Origin of the sequence: Mycobacterium sherrisii (assembly GCF_002102355.1) — a bacterium.
Taxonomy (GTDB): domain Bacteria; phylum Actinomycetota; class Actinomycetes; order Mycobacteriales; family Mycobacteriaceae; genus Mycobacterium; species Mycobacterium sherrisii.
On the sequence record NZ_LQPT01000072.1, the window covers coordinates 60,058 to 84,794 of the forward strand.

The window sequence follows — 24,737 nt, forward strand, 5'->3', positions numbered from 1 at the left end:
AACCTACGGCGCGATGCCCCGCAGGTAGGCCGCCTGCCCGAGGTGCTGGGCGCAATCGTCGATGATGCTGACTATCCGGGCGCTAGCGGTGACCGGCGGGTCCCAGTTGGTGTCGACGACGCGAGCCAGCTCCGCCGCAGTCACCGTCGCGACGTACTCGCAGGTGAACTTGTGCACCGCGTGGTAGTAGCCCGCCAACAGGTCGGCCGGCGCGCGCACCTTCGCGACGTCCGCGCCGCTGTGCCCATAACCGGTGTCGCGCCGCGGCAGGTCCAGGCCGAAGCGGTCGACCCACCCGTCGCGGGTCCAGACCTCCTCGACATCGGCAATGTCGGCCAGCTGGATGTCCTGCACCCGAGCGCTGTGCCAGATCAGCCAGGCGATGGTGTTGGCGTCGGGCGTCGGGCGGTAGGTGGACACCTCGTCGCTGAGTCCATCGGTGAGTTCGTCGACGTGTTCGATCAGGCGGGTGAAGGCGTCACGGAGCAACTCGCGGGTGGCGGCGTCGGTATCTGACATACCCCCGACACTACGAGGCCGGGACGACACGTGTCGGCCCCGTCGGTCTCGGTGAACCGGTCGTGGCATCAGCACGGGCGCGGTCGTAGATTGATTAGATGACCTATGACCTCCTCATCCGCAACGGCACCATCGTCGACGGGCTCGGGGGTGAGCCGTTCGTCGGCGACGTCGGGGTGACCGGCGGTGTCATCACGGCCGTCGGATCGGCCAACACCATCGGTGGCGCCTCCGCGGAGCGTGAGATCGACGCCACCGGCCTGTTGGTCACGCCCGGTTTCGTGGACCTGCACACGCATTACGACGGGCAGTCCATCTGGTCGGACCGTTTGACACCGTCCTCCGCGCACGGGGTGACCACGGTCGTAATGGGCAACTGCGGCGTCGGATTCGCGCCGTGCCGCCAGGAAGACCACGACGTGCTCGTCGACGTGATGGCCGGCGTCGAGGACATTCCCGGCGTGGTGATGACCGACGGCCTGCCGTGGAGCTGGGAAACCTTTCCGGAGTACCTCGACGCGCTCGAGGCGGGCAAGCGGGACATCGACGTGGCCGCCTACCTGCCGCACTCTCCGCTGCGGGTCTACGTGATGGGTCAGCGTGGCGCCGATCGGGAGCCGGCCACCGCCGAGGACCTCGCGAAGATGCGGGCGCTGGCCAAGGAGGCGATTGAAGTAGGCGCGCTGGGATTCGCGTCGTCGCGGCTGACGATTCACAAGACCGAAAGTGGTTCTCCCATACCGAGTTACGATGCCGCGCGGGAAGAGATCGCGGAGATCGCCAAGGGCGTCGTCGACGGCGGCGGTGGGCTGCTGCAATTCGTGCCCGACATCCCGGCCGGCGGTTACCAGCCTGTGCTGCAGACGGTGTTCGACGTCGCCGAAGAGGTCGGGCTGCCGGTCACCTTTACCCTCGTCGTCGCCAACGCCGGCGACCCCACTTGGCCCGACGCGATCACCATGGTCGAGAAGGCCAACCAAAACGCGGGCGCCGTCCGCTTTACCGCGCAGCTGCTGCCGCGCCCGATCGGGTTGATCATCGGGCTCCAGCTCACCGCCAACCCGTTCGTGCTCTACCCCAGCTATCAACAGATCGCGCATCTGCCGCTCGCCGAGCGGGTGGCCGCGATGCGCAAACCCGAAGTCCGCGCCCGCATCCTGGCCGACAAGCCGGGCGAGGGGCATCCGATCCTCTACGTCGCGCAGATGTGGGACTGGATCTTCCCGCTGGGCGATAACCCCAACTACGAACCGGATCCCGCCGACAGCATTGGGGCCCGGGCCAGGGCGCGCGGGGTGGACCCGATGGAAGAGGCGTACGACCGGCTGCTCGACGACGACGGCCGGGCCATGCTGCTGGTGGCGACGAGCAACATGGAACGCAACTCGCTCGACACCGTGGGGGAACTGCTGCACCGCGACGACGTCGTGCTCGGTCTCGGTGACGGCGGGGCGCACTACGGAATGATCTGTGACGCCAGCTATTCGACGTTCTTTCTGTCACACTGGGCCCGCGATCGGGCGTCCGGCCGCTTCTCGGTGCCCGAGGCCATCCGCGAGCTGACGTCGGTCCCGGCCCAGATCGCCGGGTTGGCCGACCGTGGCCGCGTCGCCGTCGGGTACAAGGCCGACCTCAACGTGATTGACCACGGCCGATTGCGGGTGCACAAGCCGGTGATCACCTACGACCTGCCCGCCGGCGGGCGCCGGCTGGACCAGACCGCCGACGGGTATGTGGCCACGATCGTGTCCGGTGAAGTCATCGCCGAGGACGGGAAACCCACCGACGCCCGTCCCGGGAAGCTGGTGCGCGGCCGGCGAAGTGCGCCCGCGCCCACCCCATAACGCCACGAAGACAGGACCGTCCCGGTTAAGTTATTGCAGTGACGAGCCCGCATTATGCGTGTTTGCCGCCAGAGATCAATTCGGCTCTCCTCTACGCCGGTCCTGGATCGGCGCCGCTGCATGCTGCGGCGGAGGCGTGGGACGGGCTCGCCGAGAACCTGTCCTCGTCCGCGTCGTCGTTTCTCTCTGTGGCCACGGACTTGGCCAACGGCGCCTGGCATGGCCCGTCGGCGGCGGCGATGCTGGCCGTCGCGACCCAGTACGTGAGCTGGCTCAGGGCGGCAGCGGCTCAGGCCGAGGCGACGTCCAGCCAGGCGTCGGCCATCGCGGGCGCCTTCGAGACGGCGCTGTCGGCGACGGTGCAGCCGGCGGTGGTATCGGCAAATCGGGCCTTGGTGCGCGCGTTGGCCTCGACGAACCATCTGGGCCAAAACGCGCCGACGATCATGGACATCGAGTCGGCCTACGAGCAGATGTGGGCGACCGATGTGGCCGCGATGTCCGGGTATCACGCCGACGCGTCGGCGGCCGCCGAACAGCTGGCACCTTGGCAGAACGTGCTGCAGAACCTCGGTGTGCAGTTCCACAACGGCGACCTCAGCTTCGCGCCGCACGCCGGAACCGGCAATCTGGCGCAGCACCTGAGCGCGGGGGCCGGCCTGGACCACACCGGCGGCCATGCCGGGTCGTGGCTGGCGGACGGTCAGACGGGAGGACTCCTGCACTGGGACAGTTCCGGCACCGGTCTCGCGGAGGTCGGCAACGCGGTGAGCCACGGCGGTCCCGACGCGGCCATGCTGGGCTCCGGCCACTACGTCACGGGCGGGGTGAGCGCGACCAATCTGCAGGCGGGCCTGCTCAACTCGGCCACCGCGGGCACCGGCTTCAACCCGGGCGCCACCCAGCCGGGCCTGCTCAACCCGGCGCTGGCCAACGCCGCCTTCGGCGTCGCGCCGGTCGACGGCGAGGCGGGTTTGCCCACCTGATGCCGCCCGGCGACGGCCTATCCTCGACAGCATGCGCACGAAGAAGAGGGTGGACCTCGAGCGGCTGGCCGCCGCCTTACCGGATTTCCGGTTCGCGTACTTGATTACCGCTGACGACGACTACCGCGTGCACACCGTGACGGTGGAACCGCAGCTGCACGGGTCGTCGCTCGACATCGGACTGATCGGCGGCCGCACCCGCGAAAACCTGGCTCGCCGTGGTGAAGTCACCCTGCTGTGGCCGCCGGCCGAACCGGACGGCTACTCGCTGATCGTGGACGGCCAGGCCGAAGTCGGTGAAGCCGACGGCGAGACGGTCCGGCTGCAGGTGGTGCCGACCCGGGCCCTGTTGCATCGCAATGCCGACTCGCCGTCCGCGGCCAAGGGATGTCTGCACGACTGCGTGGTGTTCAGTCTCCCGACCTGAATCACCGGAGTGCGGTACGCGTCGCCAAACACCGACCGGTACCGCGTGCGCGGTTGACCTCGGGTGACGACGCCAGGCCGCAGCGCCTCGCTGCCGAGAAGCGGCTTCATGGCGGCATATTCGCGGGGCGTACGCGCCGACCGTGTGGCCTGTGCACTTAACGGGGTATGGACGTACCTATTCCCGCACACTCGGCGTGGCGTCGACACGAAAAAGCCCGGCCTGCATGACGCAGGCCGGGCTTTTCGCTAAAGGACTCAGAAGTCCATGCCACCCATGCCGCCGGTCGGGTCGCCCGCGGGAGCGGCCGCCTTCTCCGGCTTGTCGGCAACGACGGCCTCGGTGGTCAGGAACAGGCCCGCGATGGACGCCGCGTTCTGCAGCGCTGAACGGGTGACCTTGACCGGGTCGGCAACGCCGGCCTTCAGCAGGTCCTCGTACTCACCGGTGGCGGCGTTCAGGCCGGTGCCGGCGGGCGAGTTGGTGACCTTCTCGGCGACAACGCCGGGCTCCAGCCCGGAGTTGAAGGCGATCTGCTTCAGCGGAGCCGACAGCGCCACCCGGACGATGTTCGCGCCGGTGGCCTCGTCGCCCTTCAGACCGAGGTCGTCCAGGGCGGGAGCCGCCTGCAGCAGGGCCACACCACCACCGGCGACGATGCCCTCCTCGACGGCCGCCTTGGCGTTGCGGACCGCGTCCTCGATGCGGTGCTTGCGCTCCTTGAGCTCCACCTCGGTGGCAGCCCCGGCCTTGATCACCGCAACACCGCCGGCCAGCTTGGCCAGGCGCTCCTGCAGCTTCTCGCGGTCGTAGTCGGAGTCGCTGTTCTCGATCTCGGCGCGGATCTGCGCCACCCGGCCGGCGATGGCGTCGGTGTCGCCGGCGCCCTCGACGATGGTGGTCTCGTCCTTGGTGATGACGACCTTGCGGGCCTTGCCGAGCAGCGAGATGTCGGCGTTCTCCAGGGTCAGGCCGACCTCTTCGCTGATGACCTGACCACCGGTGAGGATGGCCATGTCCTGCAGCATCGCCTTGCGGCGGTCACCGAAGCCGGGAGCCTTGACGGCCACCGACTTGAAGGTGCCGCGGATCTTGTTGACGACCAGGGTGGACAGCGCCTCACCCTCGACGTCCTCGGCGATGATCAGCAGCGGCTTGCCGGCCTGGATGACCTTCTCCAGCAGCGGCAGCAGGTCCTTGACCGTCGACACCTTGGAGCTGACCAGCAGGATGAACGGGTCCTCCAGGACCGCTTCCTGACGCTCGGCGTCGGTGACGAAGTAGCCCGAGATGTAGCCCTTGTCAAAGCGCATACCCTCGGTGAGCTCCAGCTGCAGGCCGAAGGTGTTGGACTCCTCGACGGTGATGACGCCCTCGTTGCCGACCTTGTCCATCGCCTCGGCGATCAGGTCACCGATCGACTGGTCACCCGCGGAAATCGCGGCGGTGGCAGCGATTTGGTCCTTGGTCTCGACGTCCTTGGCCGACTTCAGCAGCGTCTCGGTGACCTTTTCGACGGCCTTCTCGATGCCGCGCTTGAGGCCCAGCGGGTTGGCGCCGGCGGCCACGTTGCGCAGGCCCTCCTTGACGAGCGCCTGAGCGAGCACGGTGGCCGTGGTGGTGCCGTCACCGGCGACGTCGTCGGTCTTCTTGGCGACTTCCTTGACCAGCTCGGCGCCGATCTTCTCGTAGGGGTCCTCCAGCTCGATCTCCTTGGCGATGGACACACCATCGTTGGTGATCGTGGGAGCGCCCCACTTCTTCTCCAGCACGACGTTGCGGCCCTTGGGACCCAACGTCACCTTTACCGCGTCGGCGAGGCTGTTCAAGCCCCGCTCGAGGCCGCGACGGGCCTCTTCGTCGTACGCAATTGTCTTGGCCATTGCGAAGTGATTCCTCCGGATTGGGGATGACGGGTCACCAGGGCGACCCCGTTACTTACGCTGGCCGGGCGCAGTGCCCGCGACGGACGACCGGACTGGTCTCACCGTCCCGACCTAGCACTCGCCCATCGCGAGTGCCAACGTCATTCTTAGCACTCGCCTATGCCGAGTGCAAGAACGGGGCGGTCCGTACCGGGGCGCCCGCCGCCCACGTTCGGCGACGAGCGTGAAGCTGGCCGCACGTTCGGCGACGAGCGTGAAGCTAGCCGCACGTTCGAGCGGGCCGGCCGCTATCGCCCGGCGCGTAGACCGTCGACGACGACGTCGGTGACCCGCTCGGCCAACGCAGAGTTATAGGCCTCCATTGCTTGGCAGCCGACCAGGATCGTCTTCACCTCCCGCACGCCGACATCCGGGCGCGCGGTGCCCGTGCGCTGCGCCGCCCGCAGCAGCTCGTCAAGGACGGTCAAAAAGGCGTCCTCGACTTCGGGCGCGGCGGTGGTGATGTCGATTCCGAAGCCCGCCAGCGCATCGACCAGGCCGCGGTCCGCCGCCCCCCACTGCAACACGAGCGAACGCAGGTAGGTGAACAGCGCCTCGCCGGGGCCTACGGACTGCAGCAGCGCGCGCCCGTCAGCGACCAGTCGCTGCATGCGGTCCTCGATCACCGCCTGAAACAGCGCCTCCTTGGTCGGGAAATGCCGATAGACGGTGCCGGCCCCGACCCCGGCGCGCCTTGCGATCTCGTCGATGGGCACCGACAACCCCTCGGCCGCGAAGGTGTCGTAGGCGACTTCCAATAGGCGCGCCCGGTTGCGCGCCGCGTCGGCCCGCAGCCGACGGTCGGGCTGCGCCATCTATTCACTCCTCCGTGGTTGACAAACCGGGGCGCGCGTTCCGTATAGTGAGGGCAACCGGAGCGATCGCCCCGTTTACTCTACTAGTTCAAGGAGGCCGTTCATGGCCAAATGGACCACCGCGGACATTCCCGACCTGTCCGGCCGCGTCGCCGTCGTCACCGGAGCCAACACGGGCCTGGGTTACGAGACCGCCTTGGCGCTGGCCGAGCGGGGCGCCCACGTGGTGCTCGCGGTCCGCAACCTCGAGAAAGGCAAGGATGCCGTCGCACGGATCAGCCGCCAGAGCCCCGGCGCCGACGTCGCGCTGCAAGAGCTCGACCTGACGTCGCTCGCGTCGGTCCGGGCGGCCGCCGAGGCGTTGCGCGCCGCGCACGACCGGATCGACCTGCTGATCAACAACGCGGGCGTGATGTGGACGCCGAAAGCGACCACCAAAGACGGCTTCGAGCTGCAATTCGGCACCAACCATTTGGGTCACTTCGCCCTCACCGGGCTACTGCTGGACCGACTGCTGCCGGTCGCGGGGTCGCGCGTCGTGACCGTCAGCAGCGTCGGTCACCGCCTTCAGGCCGACATTCACTTCGACGACCTGCAATGGGAACGCAGCTACAGCCGTGTCGGCGCCTACGGGCAGGCCAAGCTGGCCAACCTGATGTTCACCTACGAGTTGCAACGACGGCTGGCGCCGCAGGGGACGACGATCGCGGTGGCGGCCCATCCTGGCGGCTCGCGCAGCGAGTTGACCCGCAACCTGCCGCCACTGTTGAGGCTCGTTTCCTCGGTACTCGAACCGTTGTTCCAGAGCCCGGACATGGGCGCGTTGCCGACGCTGCGGGCCGCGACCGATCCCGGCGTGCTGGGCGCGCAGTACTACGGCCCCGACGGTTTCGCCGAGCAACGCGGCTACCCCAAAGTTGTTGCGTCCAGCGAGAAGTCACACGACGTCGACGCGCAGCGTCGGTTGTGGGCGGTCTCCGAGGAGCTCACCGGGGTGACGTACCCGTTCGACTAGCGCCGGGCTTGCGGTCGACGCTCGACCAGATGGCGCCGACCCGCCGCACCCGCCGCAAGCGGCGGGCTTGCGATCGACGCTAAGCCAGATCGAGCAGTTGCTCGTAGAACCCACCGAAGCCGCGCGGGCGGTCGACCAGGTGGATCTCCAAGATCCAGTGGCATGGCCGCCCGGCGCCGTCGTCACGCCGCAGCGGCCGGTTCGAGCCGGGCGCGATGTACCAGCCGACGCCGTCGCCGACGATCTTCCGGTGCGGGAATTCACCGACCAGATGGCCGGCGATGGGGCTAGCCCACTCGAAGCCCTCGGCTTGGGCCGCGCCGACCACGTGGTCGTACAGTTCGGCGCCGGTGACGTCCGGGTGCTCGTCGAAGTAATCCCGCCCGGCCTGCCACACCCGCGGAAGTGCTTCGCGCACCGCGTGTTTGGCCGGGTCGGCGCCCAGCACGAAGGTGCGGCCGAAGTCGGCCTCCCACTCCTCGAAGATCGGTCCGAGATCGAGGAACGCGATGTCGTCGGCGGCAATCACCCGGTCCGGCGGATGTTCTTTGAACGGCTGCAGGGTGTTCTCGCCGGCGCGCACGATGCGCCGATGCCAGTGCCGAGTCACGCCGAACATCGCCGCGGCCAGGTCGCGAATCTCGTCGGAGAGCTGCTTTTCCCCGACGCCGGGGCGAATCATGGCGCGCCGCTCGATCTCGTCGAACAGTTGCGCCGCCTTCTCCTGGGCATCGAGCAGCCGCTGCACGCGCACGCCTTCGCGCACCTCGTGTGGGGCTTCCATCTACGTGATGCTAACCGGTGTCCCGCAAAACGAGCGACTTCCTCGTGATGACCCTTGCGCCGCAAGCGGTTTCACGGCGTCCCGCCGTCGATGACCGCCTCCTCGATGAGGTCGCTCAATTGGTGTGGCACAGAGAAGAACGGCGAATGCCCAGATGGCACTCGCCGAATGCGGGTCGCGCGCCCGGCCAGGAATTCCTGCCCGGTCGAGAACGCCACGTCGTTGTCGCACACGATGTAGGTCGAGGGGATGGTGTGCCACGCGGCCGCGGTCAGGGGTTCCGTGACGGCCTTGTAGCTGAACGGCCGAAGCCGGGCGATCGCCCGCTGGGCTTGCTCGGGACAAAGGTCGTTGAAGAACTGCAGCCCCGGGTCGTCGACGGTCATCACATCGCCGTCGATCACCCACCACGGCGGTGGCCGTCCGCCGGCCGCCGCGATCAGCGATTCACCGGCATCGAGCTGGAATGCGCAGACGTACACCAGGTGTCGCACATTGGGCAGGTCGGCACCTTGCGAGACGACGGCACCCGCATAGGAATGCGCGACCACGACAACCGGGCCGCCGATGTCCAAGATGCATCGGCGGACGACCTCGGCGTCGTCGTAGAGACCGAACGCGCCCGGACGTTCCCCGGTGGTGGGGAGGTCGACGGTGCGGACCGGCCAGCGCTTCGCCAATCGGGGGGCCACGATCTCCCACGCCCAGCTTCCGTGCCACGCACCGTGCACGAGCACGATGGTGAGCTGACCGTAGGACATCTCGGCTCCCCTAACCCCGTGTAGGGGCCGCAGCTGCACAGGCCAGGGAGCCCAGTCCCCCGCGCCAGCCCGCGGGATCGGTCCCGCAGTCCGTCGCGTCTTTCAGTTCGCTGAGTCCGAACGCCGACGGGAGTCGATCGACAGAAATCTGCCCGTCAACCGGGGCCGCAGCGCGCCGACACCGCAGTGTATGCCGCCGCCAAATGCCAAAAGGCCACTGCTTTTGCGAAAAGTCGCGAAATTGTCTGCGTTGTCAAATCGAGGTCAAATCGAGCACGCGCCGACAAAGCAGCGGAGGGCTCGCGGCGTGCACCGGGCGATCATCGACCGGCCGGACGCGGGCGGTCGGCACGGACGCGTAACGGTCGGCGCGGCGGGGCACACTGCACTCATGTCGCTCGTCGTGCCGCCGTATCCGCCGCCCCGCTACACCGCCGACGTACCGGAGATCAGCGCCTGGCTCAAACGGGCCGACTCCCCGCCGGACTACCAGACCGCCGGAGTCAAATACCACTACCTGGCCAACCAGCAGGCCACCGACGGCGACTACGGCCTGTACCGGGTCGACATCGTCCCGGCCGGCGGCGGGCCCCCGGCGCATTTCCACCGGGCCATGTCGGAGGCCTTCTTCGTGCTGTCCGGGACGATCAAGCTCTACGACGGCACCGAGTGGGCGGACGGACACCAGGGCGACTTCCTCTACGTCCCGCCGGGCGGCATCCACGGGTTCCGCAACGAGGCCGACGAGCCCACGTCGATCCTGATGCTGTTCGCGCCCGGCGCACCGCGCGAGGCCTACTTCGAGGGCCTCGGCGCGCTGGCGGACATGACCGACGACGAACGGCGCGAGTGGTTCATCCGGCACGACAATTACTGGATCTGACCGCTGACGTAGCGCTGCAGGTTGGGCGCGATCGCGGCGATCACCTCGTCGTCGGTCATCGAGGCGACCGGCTCGATCTTCCATACGTAGCGCATCAGCGCGAAGCCCATCATCTGCGACGAGATCAGCCCGCTGCGGATCAGCCGGTCGCGTTCGTCGTTGCCGAGCTCCGCGACGCCCATCAGGCTGCCCTCGACGACGCGGCGCAACTTCTCGCGGGTGGCCGGTTCGTGCGCGGCGGTCTGCAGGATCGCCCGCAGTGTCGGCCCTACCTCGTCGTCGGCCCAGCTGGCCAACAGCAGCGTGATCAGCGCGGCGCCGAGCTGATCGGTCGGCGTGGTCCACGTCGTGGCGACGTTATCCAGAAACTTTTTCGGCGGATTGGTCGCGGCGTCCAGCAACCCTTCCTTTGAGCCGAAATAGTGGTAGACCAGCGCGGGGTCGACGTCGGCCGCCCGCGCGACGGCGCGGATGGTGGTTCCGGCCCACCCGTGACGGGCGAACTCGTCGCGGGCCGCGGCAACGATCCGGGCCGCCAGCACCCCGCGTTCATCCCGTGGGCCGGGGGTCAAGGATTTCTTGGGCACGAGTTTCATCATAACGTGAATTTCCTCTTGCGTTGAAACTTGTCTCAACGTACCGTGAGACCATCTCAACGCAGTATGAAACTTTTGGAGAGCCCATGAGCACCACTTCGAAGCGTGTCGCCGGACTCGAGCCGGGCCAGCGTCGGCTGAACGGGCCGCAGACGTCGGGCCGCGATTTCCGCAACCTGAGCCAGCCCCGGTACCGCATTCGCAAGGACGTCAACATCAAAATTCCGATGCGCGACGGGATCGAGTTGGTCGCCGACATCTACCGACCGGATGCCGACGGCGCGTTCCCGGCACTGGTGGCCGCCTCGCCCTACGCCCGGCAGATACAAGACCTCGGCGCGCCTGCCGGCTTCATCGAGGCGGGGGCCACCGACTTCTGGGTGCCACGCGGTTACGTCCACCTCATCGTGAACCTGCGTGGCACCGGCGGCTCCGGCGGGACTTTCGCTTTCTTCGACGGCCAAGAACGCCGCGACATGCACGACCTCATCGAGTGGGTCGCCGAACAGCCTTGGTGCGACGGCAATCTCGGCATGCTCGGCATCAGCTACTTCGCCATGACTCAGCTCGAGGCCGCCGTCGAACGGCCCCCACATTTGAAGGCCATCTTCCCGTTCGCCGTCACCAGTGATCTCTACGAAGCCGCGACGCACCACGGCCTGCCCAGTACGAAATTCGTCAGTTCGTTTCTGTCGATGCTCGGCCTGACGGCACCGAAGAGCGACCGGTTCTACCTCAGCGCACCGTTCGCCATCGCGCGGCGGTTGCTGAACCTGCCCCCCATCCACCGCAGGTTCGCCACGATGAACGGCGAATCGGCCAAGGGGGTGCTCGACCTGCTGATGAAACTTCCCCATCCGCCGCGTCCGTGGGACGAGCTCTGGCAGAACGGCGTGGTCAAACATCCGGTACGGGATGCCTGGTGGGACGAACGCGACCTGACGCCGCTGCTCGAAAACATCGACATACCAGTCTATGTGGGCTGCGATTGGGAGAACGCCCCACTTCATCTACCGTCGACGTTTTCGACGCTGCGCAACCTGACCAAGAGTCCATGTGTGCGGGTCGCAATGCTGGGCAAGTACGGCCTGACCTGGCCATGGGAAAGCATGCACGTCGAGGCGCTGGCCTGGTACGACCATTGGCTCAAGGGGCACGACACGGGAATCCTCGAAGGTCCAGCGTTTCGCTACTTCTTGCCCGAAGCCGACGAGTGGCAGGCGGTGGACTCGTGGCCGCCGCCGAACAGCTCACATGTGGAGTTCGCCCTGCGCGCCGACGGAGGCCTCGCGACCGCCGAGGGCGAGCCCGGCAGCCGCGAATACTGGGCCCTGGGAGTAGGACTCAACCGCGCGCGGCCCAGCGAGATCGATCCCCCTTCGCTGCTGACCTGGACCACCACACCGCTGGACGACGACTTGGACGTGGCCGGCGACATCGAACTCCGATTGGCCGCCGCGACGACGGCGCTGGACACCGGGTGGCTCGTGACCGTGTCCGATATCGCCGAAGACGGCTCGCTGGTCGAGCACCTCACCAGTGGGTGGCTGCGGGCCACCCTGCGCGAGGTCGACGAGAACGCCAGCCGTCCAGGCGCCCCGGTGCTGCCGTGCCGGACTGCGGTCGGCGTTCCGATCGGCGAAGACGTCGTGTACCGAATCCCGTTGATCCCCAACGCACGCCGGTTCCGCCGCGGACACCGCATCCGGGTGACGCTGAGCAGCGACGACCAAAATCCCGAAGTCCCGGCGATCATGGACTTCCGTCACGCGCCCGTCGGCACCAGCACAGTCAACACCGTGCGATCCTCATCGCGGCTGCTGCTGCCAGTGCTGTCCGAGATCTCGCCGCCCAGCTAGAACTCACCGGTGTCAGCGTCGAATCCGACAGGGCAGATAATGGCCCGGTGCGGTCAGTCGAGGAGCATCAGCACGTCGTAGCGGCAATGATCACGGCCCGTGCGGCCACCACGGCGCCGCTGGCGGCGGCGCAGGGGCTGGTGCTGGCCGCCGATGTGGTGGCCCCGATGTCGCTGCCGGTCTTCGACAACTCCGCCATGGACGGTTATGCGGTGCGCGCCGAGGACACCGCGGACGCCACACCGCAGCACCCGGTGGTGCTGCCGGTGGCCGAAGACATTCCGGCCGGACGCACCGATCAATTGACACTGCAGCCCGCGACCGCGCACCGCATCATGACGGGCGCGCCGGTGCCGGCCGGTGCGACGGGGATCGTGCCCGTGGAGAACACCGACGGCGGCCTGCATTCGGTGACGATCCAGCAAAGCGCACCGCCCGGCAAGCACATCCGGCGGGCCGGCGAAGACGTGGCCGCCGGGACTACAGTGCTGCGCCGCGGCCAGGTCGTGACGCCGGCGGTGCTGGGCCTGGCCGCGGCCCTGGGATTGGCTGAGCTGCCGGTGATTCCGCGGCAGCGGGTGCTGGTGATCTCGACCGGCAGCGAGCTGGTGACACCCGGCACGCCGCTGCAGCCCGGTCAGATTTACGAATCCAACTCGGTGATGCTGGCGGGGGCCGTGCGAGAGGCGGGCGCGGAGGTGATCGCCGTCGCCACCGCCGAGGACGACGTCACGCAGTTCGGTTCGATCCTGGATCGGCATGCGGCGGATGCCGACCTGATCATCACCAGCGGCGGCGTCAGCGCCGGGGCCTACGAGGTCGTCAAGGACGCGTTCGGGCCGGACGGCGTGCAGGGCGGTGAAGGGGTCGAGTTCGTCAAGGTGGCAATGCAACCGGGCATGCCGCAGGGGGTCGGGCGGGTGGCCGGCACGACCATCGTGACCCTGCCCGGTAACCCGGTCAGCGCGCTGGTGTCCTTCGAGGTGTTCATCCGTCCGGCGCTGCGCACGGCGATGGGTCTGCCGGACCCGTACCGCCCGCACCGGCCCGCCGTGCTGGCCGAATCGCTCACCTCGCCGCGCGGCAAGCGCCAGTTCCGCCGCGCGATCCTCGACGCCGAGACCGGCAGTGTGGTCAGCTACGGCCCCCCGGCCTCCCATCACCTGCGGTGGTTGGCGTCGGCGAACGGATTGCTGGACATCCCCGAGGACGTGGTGGAAGTGCAGGCCGGGACCGAACTGCAGGTCTGGGACCTGACTTAAGCCCGGTGAAATTCGTCCGCGGCATCGAACGCGTTGCTGCGGCGGATCGCGACCGCGGCGACGGTGACCATGACCGGGATCGTCACCAAGGCGCCGGACAGCCCGAACCATTCGGCCAGGTGACCGATCAGCGGCGGCCCCAGCAGGTAACCCAGCCAGCCGCTGGCGGCGACGACGGCGATCGCCGGGCCGCCGTTGCCGACCGAGTAGGCGGCGCTGAACGCGGTGGGCACCAGCAGCGCCACGCCCGCGCCCAGGCAGGCGAAGCCGATCACCGTGACGGCCGGGGTGGCCAGCGGCAGCGTGGCGCTCATCGCGATCGCCGCGCCCACGGCCAACGCGGGCAGCAGACGGCGGGCGGCAACGCGGGCCTGCAGCCGGGTCGCCCCCAGCCGGGTGACCACCATCAGCAGGCTGTATCCGGCGTAGCTCAGTGCGGCGGTGCCCGCGCCGGTGCCGACGACATTGCGGGAGAAGTTCGCCGACCAATCGGCCGCGGCACCTTCGGTCAAGAACGACGCGAACGCCACCGCGGCCGGCACGGCCACGCCCGTCGACCACACCGAACGCGGGGCGGTGTGCTCTGCGGGGGCGGTGTCGTCCGCCCGGTCGGCGACCAGGTGGCGGATGAACGGTGCCACCGCGAGGAGCACGACCACCGCCGCGGCGACGAGCAGCGGGGTAAGGCCGACGCCGACGGTGACGCAGGCCGCCCCCGCGCCGGCTCCCAGCAACCCGCCGACGCTCCACATGCCGTGGAAGCGCGCCATGATCGGCGCCGCGGCCAGCCGTTCGACGGTCGCGGCCTGTGTATTCATCGCGACGTCGAGCGCACCCTGGAAAGCGCCCCACACCGCGAGCGCCACGAACAGTGACAGTCCGGAGGTGGCCAACCCGATCGTCGTGCCGGCAGCGGCGTAACCGACCAGAGTGACGGGCACGCAGCGCCGGCTGCCCCACCGCGCTAACGCCCACCGACAGCAGATCATCGCCGCGACCGACCCGAACGGTGTGCCGAACAGCGCCGAACCCAGCGCCGCGTCGGACAAGTCGAGCTTGGCCTTGACGAGCGGGATGTAAGCGACCCAGGACGCGGCGAGCACCGCATGCGCCGCGAACACGACGGTGACGGTGATTTTCGCGCGCCGCAGCCGCGCCGCCGAGCTGGCGCGGGTTTGCGAGTGCGTCGAAATCGATGGCCCCCTAGGTCGTGTGAGTAAATCTTTCCCGCAGTGGCCCGGGACGAACCAGCACGCCCCCGACACTCCGTAAGATGACGCGGGTGGCACGACGCCCCCGTCCTTCCGCTGACGACGGCCAGTCCTACGGCCAGTCCTATCAGGGCCCGACTGTAAGTCCGCGGCACATTCTCGAGTTGCTGCGCGAGACCGTTCCGCCGGTGCATCCGGCGGGTTTGCCGTTCGTCTCGGCCGGACTGGTGCTGGCCGTGCTGGGTCGCCACCATCGGTGGCCGCGGCGCGCCGGGCTGCTGGCTGCGGGCGCGTGTGCCGCGTTTTTCCGGCACCCGCCGCGGGTCCCGCCCGCCCGGCCCGATGTCGTGGTCGCACCCGCCGACGGCCTGGTCTGCCTCGTCGACTCGGCAGCTCCGCCGGCGGAGCTGGGCATGGGTGACGCGCCGCTGCCCCGGGTCAGCATCTTCCTGTCGATCTTCGACGCCCACGTGCAGCGCGCCCCGGTGAGCGGCGAGGTGGTCGCCGTACAGCACCGGGCGGGCCGTTTCGGGTCGGCCGACCTGCCCTCGGCCAGCGACGAGAACGAGCGCACCAGCGTGCGAATCCGCACCGAAAGCGGCGCCGAGGTGGTCGCCGTCCAAATCGCCGGGCTGGTCGCGCGCCGGATCGTGTGCAACGCGCGGGCCGGGGACAAGCTGTCGATCGGCGACACCTACGGCCTGATCCGGTTCGGCTCCCGGCTCGATACCTACCTGCCGGCGGGGGCCAGCCCGGCCGTCAGCGCCGGCCAGCGTGCGGTGGCGGGCGAGACCGTATTGGCGGAGCTGCGGTGACCAACAGAATCCGCGGCCGCGCGGTCAATCTGCAGATCCTGCCCAGCGCGATGACCGTGCTGTCGATCTGCGCGGGTTTGACCTCGATCAAGTTCGCGCTCGAGCACCAACCCAAGGCGGCGATGGCATTGATCGCCGCCGCGGCCATCCTGGACGGGCTGGACGGCCGGGTCGCCCGCATCTTGGATGCGCAGTCGCGGCTGGGCGAGGAGATCGACTCGCTGGCCGACGCGGTGAACTTCGGGGTGACGCCGGCGATCGTGCTCTACGTGACGCTGCTGTCGACCTCGCCGGTGGGGTGGGTCGCGGTGCTGCTGTATGCCGTGTGCGTGGTGTTGCGGCTGGCGCGGTTCAACGCGCTGCAGGACGACGGCACGCAGCCCGCCTACGCACGCGAGTTCTTCGTCGGGATGCCGGCGCCGGCCGGGGCGGTGTCGATGATCGGGCTGATCGGGCTCAAGCTGCAGTTCGGCGACGGCTGGTGGTCCAGGCCGCTGTTCCTGTGCATCTGGATCGCGGGGACCTCGATCCTGATGATCAGCAAGATCCCGATGCGCAAGATGCACGCGGCCGCGGTGCCGCCCAACTGGGCTGCCCCGCTGCTGGCGCTGCTCGCGATTTGCGCGGCGGCGGCGGTGCTGGCCCCCTACGTCTTAATCTGGGTGATCATCATCGCCTACCTGTGCCACGTCCCCTTTGCGGTGCGCAACCAGCGCTGGCTGGCCGCACATCCCGAGGTGTGGGACGAAAAACCCGAACAGCGCCGCGCCGTGCGGCGTGCCAATCGGCGGGCGCAGCCGAACCGCCGGCCGATCGTTCGCCTCGGCCGACCCGGCGGGCGGTCGGTGGCGCGGCTGGGACTGCGTAAGCCGGGTGGGCGATTGCCATGACCGCCGCGCGGCCCGGACAGCTGACGCTGACCGCCCGGCTGAACACCTCGGCCGTCGACTCGCGCCGCGGTGTCATCAGGATGCATCCGAACGCCCTTGCGGCTCTTGGCATTCGGGAGTGGGATGCGGTATCCCTGACGGGTTCGCGCAGCACGGCCGCGGTCGCCGGGCTGGCCGACCGGGACATTCCGGTCACTACCGTGCTACTCGACGACGTGACGCTGTCCAACGCGGGGCTGCGCGAGGGCACGGCGGTGATTGTCGGCGCGGTCACCGTGTACGGCGCGCGATCGGTGACGCTGAGCGGCTCCACGCTTGCCACGCAGTCGATCAGCCCGGCGACACTGCGGCACGCGCTACTCGGCAAGGTGATGACGGTGGGTGACGCGGTGTCGCTGCTGCCCCGCGACCTGGGCCCGGGCACGTCGACGTCGTCCGCCGCCCGGGTGCTGGCCGCGTCGGTCGGGATTAGTTGGACCTCGGAACTGCTCACGGTCACCGGTGTCGATCCCGACGGACCGGTGAGCGTGCAACCCAACTCTTTGGTCACGTGGGGCGACGGGGTGGCGCCGGCCCGGGCGCAGCGGGTCGGCATCGCCAATCCGGCGATCCAGGTCGACGATCTGCGGGGCTCGCAGGTGCCAGCCGGCAAGCTCAGCGAATGGCTCAAGCTGGCCCTCGACGAACCGCATCTGCTGAAAACCCTTGGCGCGACCACGAATTTGGGTGTGTTGGTTTCGGGTCCGGCTGGGGTCGGCAAGACGACGATGGTGCGCGCGGTGTGCGCGGGACGCCGGCTGGTCGAGCTTGACGGCCCGGAGGTGGGTGCGCTGGCGGCCGAGGACCGACTCAAGGCGGTGACCGCCGCGGTGACCGCGGTGCGCGGTGTCGGATCGCAGGGCGGCGGCGTGCTGCTGATCACCGACGTCGACGCGCTCTTGCCGGACACCGCCGAGCCGGTGGCGGCGCTGATCCTCGCCGAGTTGCGCAATGCGGTGGCCACCGACGGCGTGGCGCTGATCGCCACGTCCGCGCGGCCCGACCACGTCGATCCGCGACTGCGGTCCCCCGATCTGTGCGACCGAGAACTCGGCCTGACGCTGCCCGATGGCGCGACCCGCAAGGCGCTGCTCGAGACGCTGCTGCGATCCGTTCCGACAGGTGAGTTGGACATCGATGAAATCAGCAGTCGCACACCAGGTTTTGTGGCGGCCGATCTCGCTGCGCTGGTGCGTGAGGCGGCGTTGCGCGCGGCGTCGCGGGCCAGCGCCGACGGCCGGGCCCCCAGGCTGGAGCAGGACGATCTGGTCGGTGCGCTCAGCGTCATCCGGCCGCTGTCCCGTTCGGCCAGCGAGGAGCTGACCGTCGGCAACGTGACCCTCGAGGACGTCGGGGACATGGTGGCGGCCAAGCAGGCTCTCACCGAAGCGGTGCTGTGGCCGTTGCAGCACCCCGACACCTTCGCGCGCCTGGGAGTCGATCCGCCGCGCGGCGTTCTGCTGTACGGCCCACCCGGCTGCGGCAAGACGTTCGTGGTCCGCGCACTGGCCAGCACCGGCCAGCTGAGCGTGCACGCGGTCAAGGGTTCGGAGCTGATGGACAAGTGGGTGGGCGCCTCGGAGAAGGCGGTGCGCGAGTTGTTTCGGCGTGCACGGGATTCGGCGCCGTCGCTGGTGTTCCTCGACGAGGTCGATGCGTTGGCGCCGCGGCGTGGGCAGAGTTTCGACTCGGGCGTCACCGACCGGGTGGTGGCCGCGCTGCTGACCGAGCTCGACGGCATCGACCCGTTGCGCGATGTCGTCGTGTTGGGTGCCACCAACCGGCCCGACTTGATCGACCCCGCGCTGCTGCGTCCCGGCCGGTTGGAGCGCCGGGTGTTCGTCGAACCACCCGATGCTGCCGCCCGGCGCGAGATCCTGCGCACCGCAGCCAAATCCATACCGCTGAGCGCCGATGTCGATCTCGATGACATCGCAGCCGAACTCGACGGTTTCAGCGCGGCCGACTGCGTGGCCCTGCTGCGCGAGGCGGCGTTGACCGCGATGCGCCGGTCGATCGACGCCGCCGACGTGACCGCGGCCGACCTCGAGACGGCCCGTACGGCGGTGCGGCCGTCGCTGGACCCCGTTCAGGTGGACTCGCTACGGGCGTTCGCCGAAGCTCTCTAGCATCGCCCGCACCGTCGCCGCGACGTCGTCCTCCAGCCACGACGGCATCGCGTCGTCGTGGGCGTGGCGCCGCACGACGGCATAGGGCAGGTCGGAGACCGCACGCAGGACCGCATCGACATTGCGGGAACTTTTACGGCCGTAGAGCTTTCGGGCCAAGTCACCGACCCGCTCGAGTAGCGGCGCGTTCATCGTCGCCACCGTCTCCTGAAATCTCGCGTCGGGCTCCTCGTCGAGCAGGTCGGCCGGGCGGATGGTCAACAGCAGCCGGGCGTCCTGCGGAAGTTCCCGCGCGAAGCTGATCGCGGCGACTGCCATCGCGATCGCGGCGTCGGCCGGGGTATCGGCCGTGCTGGCCGCCGAAGCCGCCATGGCCCGGGACTGGAAACGTTCCAGCGCGCGCAGCCACGCCGCCTTCAGAATGCCGTCGCGGTTGCCGAAGCGGTGATAGAGCGTGCCGGCGGGCGCCCCGCTGGATTTCGCGATCGCCGCGACACTGGCCGCGCGCGGTCCGCCCTCGAGCACCAGCGCTCGAGCCGCGTCGAGGATCACATCCGTTTCATGCTTCCGCGGAGGTGCCATGATCTAGTACATTCCTTCTATATGGAACGATTACCCTATATTGATGAGTATGCCATAACAATCCACGCGACTCGGGCCGACACGTGGTCGGCGCTGCTGCAGGTGATGTGCCGCGACCCGCGCGACCCGGCAAGCGTGCCAACCGGTTTCGTGCTCGACGAGGTACGCCAACCGGAGCGATTCGCAATGCAGGGCCGCCACCCGTTCGCGATCTACCGGTGGGTCTTCGAGTTGGATGCCGATGCACCGGGCCGCACCCGGGTGCGCTCGGCCACCTGGGCCGCATTCCCAGGAATCCACGGCAAGATCTATCGCGCGCTGGTCATCGGCACCGGAGGACACCGAGTCGCCGTGCAATGGACGCTGAAACGCATTGCGGCAGCCGCACTGGACGAGTGGCAGGACAGCGGTAAAGCCGCATCCGACTACACCGACGTGTTCGAGGTCCCCATCCGGTATGGCGACGTCCGCCCCGCCGACCAGATGTTCCGCGACGCGCTGCAGGGTCAGCCGGGCGGCGGCATCGTGCTCTGGATTCACCGGCACATCCTGAGGTTCCGTCCGGCACCGCAGTCCTGCCCCGAACAACTCATCGGTTGGCCGATCGTGCGTTCGGATCACGACGAGATCGTGCTCGCGACCAGCGGGCCGTTGATGCGCGGTGAGCTGACGTTGCGCCGCGAGGACGACCGGCGCGCCACCCTGACCACTCGCGTGCATTACCGCCGCGGCGGCGCACGCGCGGTGTGGGCCGTCGTCGGTCCGCTGCATCGAGCCATTGCAGCACGGCTGGTCGAGCGTGCCGCCGCTAGCGGTCGGCGCGAGGCAGCAGCGCGACGGTGAGACCGACGCCGACGCGGGCCCTACGTGCAAAGGATCAGTCCGCAGGTCACCAGATGGCCGCCGTCGTTTATTGCAGTAGACTGCATTCTTGCGTTCTACTGCACTGAATGTCTACTATGGCCCGATGGCGAGTACGGCGGCGCGGCCGGTGACCGAGTTCATGAATGACCCGATCGGCTTCTTCGGCCAGTCCTACACCCGGATGCACAGCATCGGTCGTGACGAACTCGAAGAGCTGCAACGCGAGGCGATGGGCATCCGGTTTCGCGAGCACTACGAACGCATCGAGATGCTGCGAAACCTGGCCGACCGGCTCGGCATCCGAGAGCTCTGCGAATTCAATGATGTCGTCCCGCTGCTGTTCTCACATACCGCATTCAAGTCGTATCCGGCCGCACTGGTGGACAAGAAGCGCTTCGACCTGATGACGCGGTGGCTGGACAAACTCACCAGCTACGACCTGTCGGGCGTGGATGCCGCAGGCTGCACCGGGATCGACGACTGGATCGAACGACTCGACGCCCAGACACCGCTGGAGGTGATCACCTCGAGCGGCACCACCGGAACGCTCTCGATTCTGCCCAAGGACAAGCGCGGCGCCGCAGAAGGCATGACACTGTGGAAGATCTGTCTTTTCCAGACCTTCGGCCACGAGCCAACCGACCAAGAACTCAATCCGTCGGTCGATGTGGTCTGGCCGAACTTCGCCAACGGCAAGCTCGGTCATCTGCGCATTGCCAACATGATCAAGCGCGGCTTCACCGGGGGCGACGAAACCCGGTTTCACGCGCTCTATCCCTTCGCAGTCGATACCGACCTGATGTTTCTGGCCGCCAAGATGCGCGCCGCGGCGTCGCGCGGGGAACTGGACCGCTTGGAGATCGACCCGGCGCTGGCCGCCCGCAAGGACGAGTTCATCGCCATGCAGGCCCGCCAAGCCCAGGACATGGATGCGTTCTTCACCCGCATCACCGAGCAGTTACGCGGCAAGCGCGTATTCATGCTGGGCACCTACCACTTGATGTACGACATCGCCAAGGCCGGACTGGAGCGCGGCGTGCGAAACGTCTTCTCGCCCGACTCCGCGATTCTCACCGGAGGCGGTATGAAAGGTGTTGCGCTGCCTGGCGATTTCATGGATGTGATCCAGGACTTCCTCGGCGTGGACCGCATTCAGGTCGGCTACGGCTTTTCCGAGTCGAGCACCTTCCACTGGGGTTGCAGCGAGGGCCGCTACCACGTCGCACCGTGGGTCGTTCCGTTCGTGCTCGACCCGCAGACCAGCGAGCCACTTCCCCGTACCGGTGTGCAGACCGGACGCGCGGCCGTCTACGACATCCTGCTGCGCGCGCACTGGGGCGGCGTCATCTCCGGCGACGAGGTCACCATCGACTGGGACCTGCAATGCCCTTGCGGCCAGGCCAGCCTGGCATTCGAGCGCGACATCATGCGCTACAGCGAGAAGCAGGGTGTCCCAGACGACCGGATCACCTGCGCCGCAACACATGAGGTGCACAACGAGGCGGTCAACTTCATGAAGGGTGTCGACCTGTGATCGCCTACACCGTCCCGCTGTTCCTGCGGGGGCAGCTCATCACCGACGATCTCGTGCCGTTCGATACCCGCATCGGCGCCGCGCAGTTCCAGGCGCCGGACATGAGCAAGTACGTCGAGCGGCTGCCGCTGAAGAGTCCCGGCGAGATGAGCGACCTCTACGAGTTGGGCTTCGACGAGATCCTCGACGTGCTGGGCGCTCTGGGCGATGCCTTGGACTTCGAGACGAATACCCACCTGCAGGAAGCCTACGAGGCCTCGCTGGTAGCCAACGTGCTGCCGGCGGAGATGATGAAGAACAGCTATCTCGTGCTGCGCCCGCTGTTTTCGCGGGAGAACGTCACCGAGATCGCCGACAGCCAGGTCGGGCTGGACTACCTCAATGGGTGGGTCCCGCATACCTTGCACGACGGGCGCGAACTCCGGGTGCGCGCCTTCGGCTCCCGGGTGCTGCACATCCCGGCCGGCAACGGCGGGTTGGTGTCGGCAGTGACGATCCTGCGCTCGGTGATCACCCGATCCGACGTCATCATCAAGGCCCCGTCCAACGATCCGCTCACGGCGATCGCGATCGCCCGCACCCTTGCCGATATCGCGCCCGACCACCCGATCACTCGACACCTGGCGGTCGGGTACTGGAAGGGCGGCGACCTCGCGGTCGAGGAAAAGCTCTACCAGCCCCAGCACGTCGAAAAAATTGTGGCGTGGGGCGGTATGGCGTCCGTCAAGCACGTAACCCGGTACATCCAACCGGGTTTGGAACTCATCGCGCTGGATCCGAAACGCAGCGCGACCATCATCGGCGCCGAAGCGTTCGCCGACGACGACACCCTGCGGGAAGTGGCTCGCCGGGCGGCGACCGATATCGGCGTGGCCAATCAGGAAGGGTGTGCCAACGCTCGTGTCATCTATGTGCTGAGCGGAACCGACACCGGGGGCCTGGCCAACGCGAACCGGCTCGGCGAGTTGATCTATCAAGAACTCGTCTCGCTGCCCGACCTCGTCAGCACGCCGCCGCGCTATCCCAACCGTGAGTTACTCGATCATGTCGAGGCATCGCGCATGACGGACGACTTCTATCGCGTCATCGGTGGCGAGCGACGCGAGGGCGCGATCGTCGTCTCCCAGATCGACGAGCCGGTCGACTATTCGCCGATGCTGTCGGGCCGGGTCGCCAACATCGTGCCGGTCGACAGCATCGACCGGGTGACCGCCGCGGTCAACGCCTACACTCAGACGATCGGCATCTATCCCGAATCGCTCAAGCGGCGGCTGCGAAACACGCTGCCGCTGTTCGGCGCCCAGCGGCTGACCAGCCTGGGCTACGCGTGCAGTGTCGCGCTCGCGATGCCCCAGGACGCCATCGAACCGATCCGGCGGATGTGCAAGTGGATCGTCGACGAAGAATGCGACCCTGCCACGGTCGTCCCGCTCTGGGAGCTGGCCGGTCGATGAACGAACGCCGGACCGCGTTGCAGGTCGTCGAGGGAATCGACCTCTCCGGCAAGACATGTGTGATCACCGGAGCCTCGTCCGGCCTGGGCCGCGAGGCGGCGCGCGCACTGGCCACCGCGGGCGCCCACGTAATCCTGGCCGCCCGCAACCAGGAAGCACTGTCCGACGCCGCGCAGTGGGTCCGGGGCGAAGTGCCAGACGCGAGAGCGTCGACGGTCGAACTTGATCTGACCGCGCTGTCGAGCGTTCGCGCGGCGGCGGCCGCGATACGCGAGATCACACCGACCGTGCATGTGTTGATGAACAACGCCGGCGTCATGTTCACCCCGTTCGGCCGCACCCGAGACGGGTTCGAATTGCAGATCGGGACAAATCATTTCGGGCACTTCGAGCTGACCAGACTGCTGGTTCCGCAGCTGGCCGCCGCCGAGGGCGCCCGGCTGGTGATCCTGTCCTCGGCGGGTCACGTGATGGGCGACGTGAACTTCGACGACCCGAACTGGGAGCACCGCAACTACGACAAGTTCGAGGCATACGGCGCCGCCAAGACGGCGAACATCCTGCACGCAATCGAAGCCGATCGGCGACTGTGCGAGTTGGGAATTCGCGCCTACGCCGTCCATCCGGGTGCCGTCGCGACCTCGTTGGCCCGGTATATGTCGCGCGAGGACTTCTCCGACCTTCGCAAGCTCGTCGTAAACAACAGCGCGCTACGGGGTGAGACGAGCAACGGCCGCCTCGATTTCGCCACACCCGAAGAGGGCGCGGCCACGCAGGTATGGGCCGCGGTGAGCCCGGAGCTGACCGGTCGGGGTGCGCTGTATCTGCAAGACTGCAGCGTCGGCGAGACGGGTGCAGCGTATGCGCGCGACGAGCAACGGGCCGCCGAGTGGTGGGCGCTGTCCGAAAAGCTGTGTGCCAGCGCATGAGTAGACTAGAACGGCGCAAACAAGAGATGCGCGAGAAGATCCTCACCGCGGCGTTCGACCTGTTTTTGGCACAAGGGGTCGCGGCCACCACCATCGAGGAAATCTGCGAACGCGCTGATGTGGCCAACCGGACGTTCTTCAACCACTTCGCCACCCGCCAGGACATGATCCGCGCGTTAGCCGAGCGACGCCTAATCAACCTGCACGAAGTGGTTTTCGACCGCGCCGACCAACCGATCCCGGCGCGGCTGATCGGGGTGTTCGACGACATCGGTACGACGCTGGTCAAATCCGGCGACACGTACCGCGAACTTATCGGCGAGATGCTCGCCACCTCCGGCTACGGCATTCAGCGCGGGTTCAACCTACACGCCACGTTCGGCGAACTCATCAAGGAAGGCGTCTCGCGCGGCGAGGTCAGTACGCGCCACGACGCAGAAACCTTGGCCGACATCATCGTTGGTGCGCTGTCGGGCGGTATCGTCAACTGGACGCTCGATCGCACCTACTCGCTGGCAACCAACCTGCACAACCTGGGTGTCGCGCTGGCCGACCTGCTGCAGAGCTGAGTAATTGCGTCGAGCCGCTAAACGGCAGACAGCCTGCGCGTGAGG

General features: G+C 68.0%; 23 protein-coding genes. 15 read left to right on the forward strand and 8 right to left on the reverse strand.

Annotated features, from left to right (window positions below; translation table 11 throughout):
- Positions 1-3 precede the first annotated feature (3 nt).
- A complete protein-coding gene (locus AWC25_RS12350) occupies positions 4-519 on the reverse strand; it encodes a mycothiol transferase (protein WP_069400678.1) in 516 nt (171 codons plus the stop codon).
- Positions 520-617: 98 nt separating this feature from the next.
- Here AWC25_RS12350 and AWC25_RS12355 point away from each other — a divergent pair, with 98 nt between their 5' ends.
- From AWC25_RS12355 to AWC25_RS12365, 3 genes are read left to right on the forward strand one after another with little or no spacing between them, the layout of a single operon-like run.
- A complete protein-coding gene (locus tag AWC25_RS12355) occupies positions 618-2,363 on the forward strand; it encodes an N-acyl-D-amino-acid deacylase family protein (RefSeq protein ID WP_085166861.1) in 1,746 nt (581 codons plus the stop codon).
- 38 nt (positions 2,364-2,401) lie between these two features.
- On the forward strand, positions 2,402-3,349 hold the full coding sequence (locus tag AWC25_RS12360) for a PPE family protein (protein WP_085166862.1): 948 nt from the start codon (positions 2,402-2,404) through the stop codon (positions 3,347-3,349).
- A 31-nt stretch (positions 3,350-3,380) separates the two neighbouring features.
- The gene (locus tag AWC25_RS12365) at positions 3,381-3,776 is read left to right on the forward strand and encodes a hypothetical protein (RefSeq protein WP_069400675.1); all 396 of its coding nucleotides are present in this window, start codon (positions 3,381-3,383) and stop codon (positions 3,774-3,776) included.
- Positions 3,777-4,033: 257 nt separating this feature from the next.
- On the opposite strand, the gene groL is transcribed toward AWC25_RS12365, so the two are convergent.
- Positions 4,034-5,659 (reverse strand): chaperonin GroEL, encoded by a 1,626-nt coding sequence (gene groL / locus AWC25_RS12370; RefSeq protein ID WP_069400674.1) that lies wholly within the window; start codon positions 5,657-5,659, stop codon positions 4,034-4,036.
- A gap of 290 nt (positions 5,660-5,949) precedes the next feature.
- On the reverse strand, positions 5,950-6,516 hold the full coding sequence (locus AWC25_RS12375; protein WP_069400673.1) for a TetR/AcrR family transcriptional regulator: 567 nt from the start codon (positions 6,514-6,516) through the stop codon (positions 5,950-5,952).
- 103 nt (positions 6,517-6,619) lie between these two features.
- On the opposite strand from AWC25_RS12375, the gene AWC25_RS12380 reads away from it, so the two are divergent.
- The gene (locus AWC25_RS12380; RefSeq protein ID WP_069400672.1) at positions 6,620-7,531 is read left to right on the forward strand and encodes an SDR family NAD(P)-dependent oxidoreductase; all 912 of its coding nucleotides are present in this window, start codon (positions 6,620-6,622) and stop codon (positions 7,529-7,531) included.
- Between the two features lie 79 nt (positions 7,532-7,610).
- Here the strand turns inward: AWC25_RS12380 and AWC25_RS12385 are convergent, their stop codons facing one another.
- Together AWC25_RS12385 and AWC25_RS12390 are read right to left on the reverse strand one after the other, a co-directional pair.
- A complete protein-coding gene (locus AWC25_RS12385; protein ID WP_069400671.1) occupies positions 7,611-8,315 on the reverse strand; it encodes a M24 family metallopeptidase in 705 nt (234 codons plus the stop codon).
- 71 nt (positions 8,316-8,386) lie between these two features.
- Complete coding sequence (locus AWC25_RS12390; protein WP_069400670.1) at positions 8,387-9,076, reverse strand: alpha/beta hydrolase; 690 nt, start codon at positions 9,074-9,076, stop codon at positions 8,387-8,389.
- Positions 9,077-9,467: 391 nt separating this feature from the next.
- Between AWC25_RS12390 and AWC25_RS12395 the strand changes: the two genes are divergently transcribed.
- A complete protein-coding gene (locus AWC25_RS12395) occupies positions 9,468-9,959 on the forward strand; it encodes a cupin domain-containing protein (protein ID WP_069400740.1) in 492 nt (163 codons plus the stop codon).
- Here the strand turns inward: AWC25_RS12395 and AWC25_RS12400 are convergent.
- Positions 9,947-10,555: a TetR/AcrR family transcriptional regulator gene (locus AWC25_RS12400; protein ID WP_069400741.1), complete on the reverse strand. Its 609-nt coding sequence runs from the start codon at positions 10,553-10,555 to the stop codon at positions 9,947-9,949. The two genes, AWC25_RS12395 and AWC25_RS12400, sit on opposite strands and share 13 nt — an antisense overlap.
- Before the next feature lie 86 nt (positions 10,556-10,641).
- Here AWC25_RS12400 and AWC25_RS12405 point away from each other — a divergent pair, with 86 nt between their 5' ends.
- Complete coding sequence (locus AWC25_RS12405) at positions 10,642-12,414, forward strand: CocE/NonD family hydrolase (protein ID WP_085166863.1); 1,773 nt, start codon at positions 10,642-10,644, stop codon at positions 12,412-12,414.
- 47 nt (positions 12,415-12,461) lie between these two features.
- Positions 12,462-13,676, forward strand: coding sequence for a molybdopterin molybdotransferase MoeA (moeA, locus tag AWC25_RS12410; RefSeq protein ID WP_069400668.1), 1,215 nt, complete (start codon positions 12,462-12,464; stop codon positions 13,674-13,676).
- On the opposite strand, the gene AWC25_RS12415 is transcribed toward moeA, so the two are convergent.
- Entirely contained in the window at positions 13,673-14,827 is a 1,155-nt protein-coding gene (locus AWC25_RS12415) for an MFS transporter (RefSeq protein WP_069400739.1), read from the reverse strand. The two genes, moeA and AWC25_RS12415, sit on opposite strands and share 4 nt — an antisense overlap.
- A 131-nt stretch (positions 14,828-14,958) precedes the next feature.
- Here AWC25_RS12415 and AWC25_RS12420 point away from each other — a divergent pair, with 131 nt between their 5' ends.
- The 3 genes from AWC25_RS12420 to AWC25_RS12430 are packed head-to-tail and all read left to right on the forward strand — an operon-like array spanning position 14,959 to position 18,760.
- Positions 14,959-15,702 (forward strand): phosphatidylserine decarboxylase, encoded by a 744-nt coding sequence (locus AWC25_RS12420; RefSeq protein WP_232327056.1) that lies wholly within the window; start codon positions 14,959-14,961, stop codon positions 15,700-15,702.
- On the forward strand, positions 15,699-16,592 hold the full coding sequence (gene pssA / locus AWC25_RS12425; RefSeq protein WP_069400667.1) for a CDP-diacylglycerol--serine O-phosphatidyltransferase: 894 nt from the start codon (positions 15,699-15,701) through the stop codon (positions 16,590-16,592). The genes AWC25_RS12420 and pssA overlap by 4 nt, the downstream gene beginning before the upstream one ends.
- Entirely contained in the window at positions 16,589-18,760 is a 2,172-nt protein-coding gene (locus AWC25_RS12430; RefSeq protein WP_069400666.1) for an AAA family ATPase, read from the forward strand. The genes pssA and AWC25_RS12430 overlap by 4 nt, the downstream gene beginning before the upstream one ends.
- Here the strand turns inward: AWC25_RS12430 and AWC25_RS12435 are convergent.
- Positions 18,734-19,342 carry a TetR/AcrR family transcriptional regulator gene (locus AWC25_RS12435; protein ID WP_069400665.1) on the reverse strand — a complete coding sequence of 203 codons (609 nt, stop codon included), beginning with the start codon at positions 19,340-19,342 and terminating at the stop codon, positions 18,734-18,736. The two genes, AWC25_RS12430 and AWC25_RS12435, sit on opposite strands and share 27 nt — an antisense overlap.
- Before the next feature lie 21 nt (positions 19,343-19,363).
- Between AWC25_RS12435 and AWC25_RS12440 the strand changes: the two genes are divergently transcribed.
- From AWC25_RS12440 to AWC25_RS12460, 5 genes are all read left to right on the forward strand, one after another.
- Positions 19,364-20,185, forward strand: coding sequence for a DUF2867 domain-containing protein (locus tag AWC25_RS12440; RefSeq protein WP_069400664.1), 822 nt, complete (start codon positions 19,364-19,366; stop codon positions 20,183-20,185).
- A 124-nt stretch (positions 20,186-20,309) separates the two neighbouring features.
- Positions 20,310-21,740 carry a long-chain-fatty-acid--protein ligase gene (locus AWC25_RS12445; protein WP_069400663.1) on the forward strand — a complete coding sequence of 477 codons (1,431 nt, stop codon included), beginning with the start codon at positions 20,310-20,312 and terminating at the stop codon, positions 21,738-21,740.
- A complete protein-coding gene (locus AWC25_RS12450) occupies positions 21,737-23,194 on the forward strand; it encodes an acyl-CoA reductase (RefSeq protein ID WP_084229346.1) in 1,458 nt (485 codons plus the stop codon). The genes AWC25_RS12445 and AWC25_RS12450 overlap by 4 nt, the downstream gene beginning before the upstream one ends.
- Positions 23,191-24,123 carry an SDR family NAD(P)-dependent oxidoreductase gene (locus tag AWC25_RS12455; RefSeq protein ID WP_069400662.1) on the forward strand — a complete coding sequence of 311 codons (933 nt, stop codon included), beginning with the start codon at positions 23,191-23,193 and terminating at the stop codon, positions 24,121-24,123. The genes AWC25_RS12450 and AWC25_RS12455 overlap by 4 nt, the downstream gene beginning before the upstream one ends.
- A complete protein-coding gene (locus AWC25_RS12460; RefSeq protein WP_244899503.1) occupies positions 24,084-24,692 on the forward strand; it encodes a TetR/AcrR family transcriptional regulator in 609 nt (202 codons plus the stop codon). Before AWC25_RS12455 ends, AWC25_RS12460 begins: the two co-directional genes overlap by 40 nt.
- The last annotated feature ends 45 nt before the right edge of the window (positions 24,693-24,737 follow it).

What these genes read in the sequence shown, in the direction of transcription:
- AWC25_RS12405 (WP_085166863.1), top strand. Translation starts at nt 10,642, where the DNA reads ATGAGCACCACTTCGAAGCGTGTCGCCGGACTCGAGCCGGGCCAGCGT.
- AWC25_RS12365 (WP_069400675.1), top strand. Translation starts at nt 3,381, where the DNA reads ATGCGCACGAAGAAGAGGGTGGACCTCGAGCGGCTGGCCGCCGCCTTA.
- AWC25_RS12445 (WP_069400663.1), top strand. Translation starts at nt 20,310, where the DNA reads ATGGCGAGTACGGCGGCGCGGCCGGTGACCGAGTTCATGAATGACCCG.
- AWC25_RS12375 (WP_069400673.1), bottom strand. Translation starts at nt 6,516, where the DNA reads ATGGCGCAGCCCGACCGTCGGCTGCGGGCCGACGCGGCGCGCAACCGG.
- AWC25_RS12350 (WP_069400678.1), bottom strand. Translation starts at nt 519, where the DNA reads ATGTCAGATACCGACGCCGCCACCCGCGAGTTGCTCCGTGACGCCTTC.
- AWC25_RS12390 (WP_069400670.1), bottom strand. Translation starts at nt 9,076, where the DNA reads ATGTCCTACGGTCAGCTCACCATCGTGCTCGTGCACGGTGCGTGGCAC.
- groL (WP_069400674.1), bottom strand. Translation starts at nt 5,659, where the DNA reads ATGGCCAAGACAATTGCGTACGACGAAGAGGCCCGTCGCGGCCTCGAG.
- AWC25_RS12430 (WP_069400666.1), top strand. Translation starts at nt 16,589, where the DNA reads ATGACCGCCGCGCGGCCCGGACAGCTGACGCTGACCGCCCGGCTGAAC.
- AWC25_RS12435 (WP_069400665.1), bottom strand. Translation starts at nt 19,342, where the DNA reads ATGGCACCTCCGCGGAAGCATGAAACGGATGTGATCCTCGACGCGGCT.
- AWC25_RS12385 (WP_069400671.1), bottom strand. Translation starts at nt 8,315, where the DNA reads ATGGAAGCCCCACACGAGGTGCGCGAAGGCGTGCGCGTGCAGCGGCTG.
- AWC25_RS12440 (WP_069400664.1), top strand. Translation starts at nt 19,364, where the DNA reads ATGGAACGATTACCCTATATTGATGAGTATGCCATAACAATCCACGCG.
- AWC25_RS12400 (WP_069400741.1), bottom strand. Translation starts at nt 10,555, where the DNA reads ATGAAACTCGTGCCCAAGAAATCCTTGACCCCCGGCCCACGGGATGAA.
- AWC25_RS12380 (WP_069400672.1), top strand. Translation starts at nt 6,620, where the DNA reads ATGGCCAAATGGACCACCGCGGACATTCCCGACCTGTCCGGCCGCGTC.
- AWC25_RS12395 (WP_069400740.1), top strand. Translation starts at nt 9,468, where the DNA reads ATGTCGCTCGTCGTGCCGCCGTATCCGCCGCCCCGCTACACCGCCGAC.
- AWC25_RS12355 (WP_085166861.1), top strand. Translation starts at nt 618, where the DNA reads ATGACCTATGACCTCCTCATCCGCAACGGCACCATCGTCGACGGGCTC.
- AWC25_RS12455 (WP_069400662.1), top strand. Translation starts at nt 23,191, where the DNA reads ATGAACGAACGCCGGACCGCGTTGCAGGTCGTCGAGGGAATCGACCTC.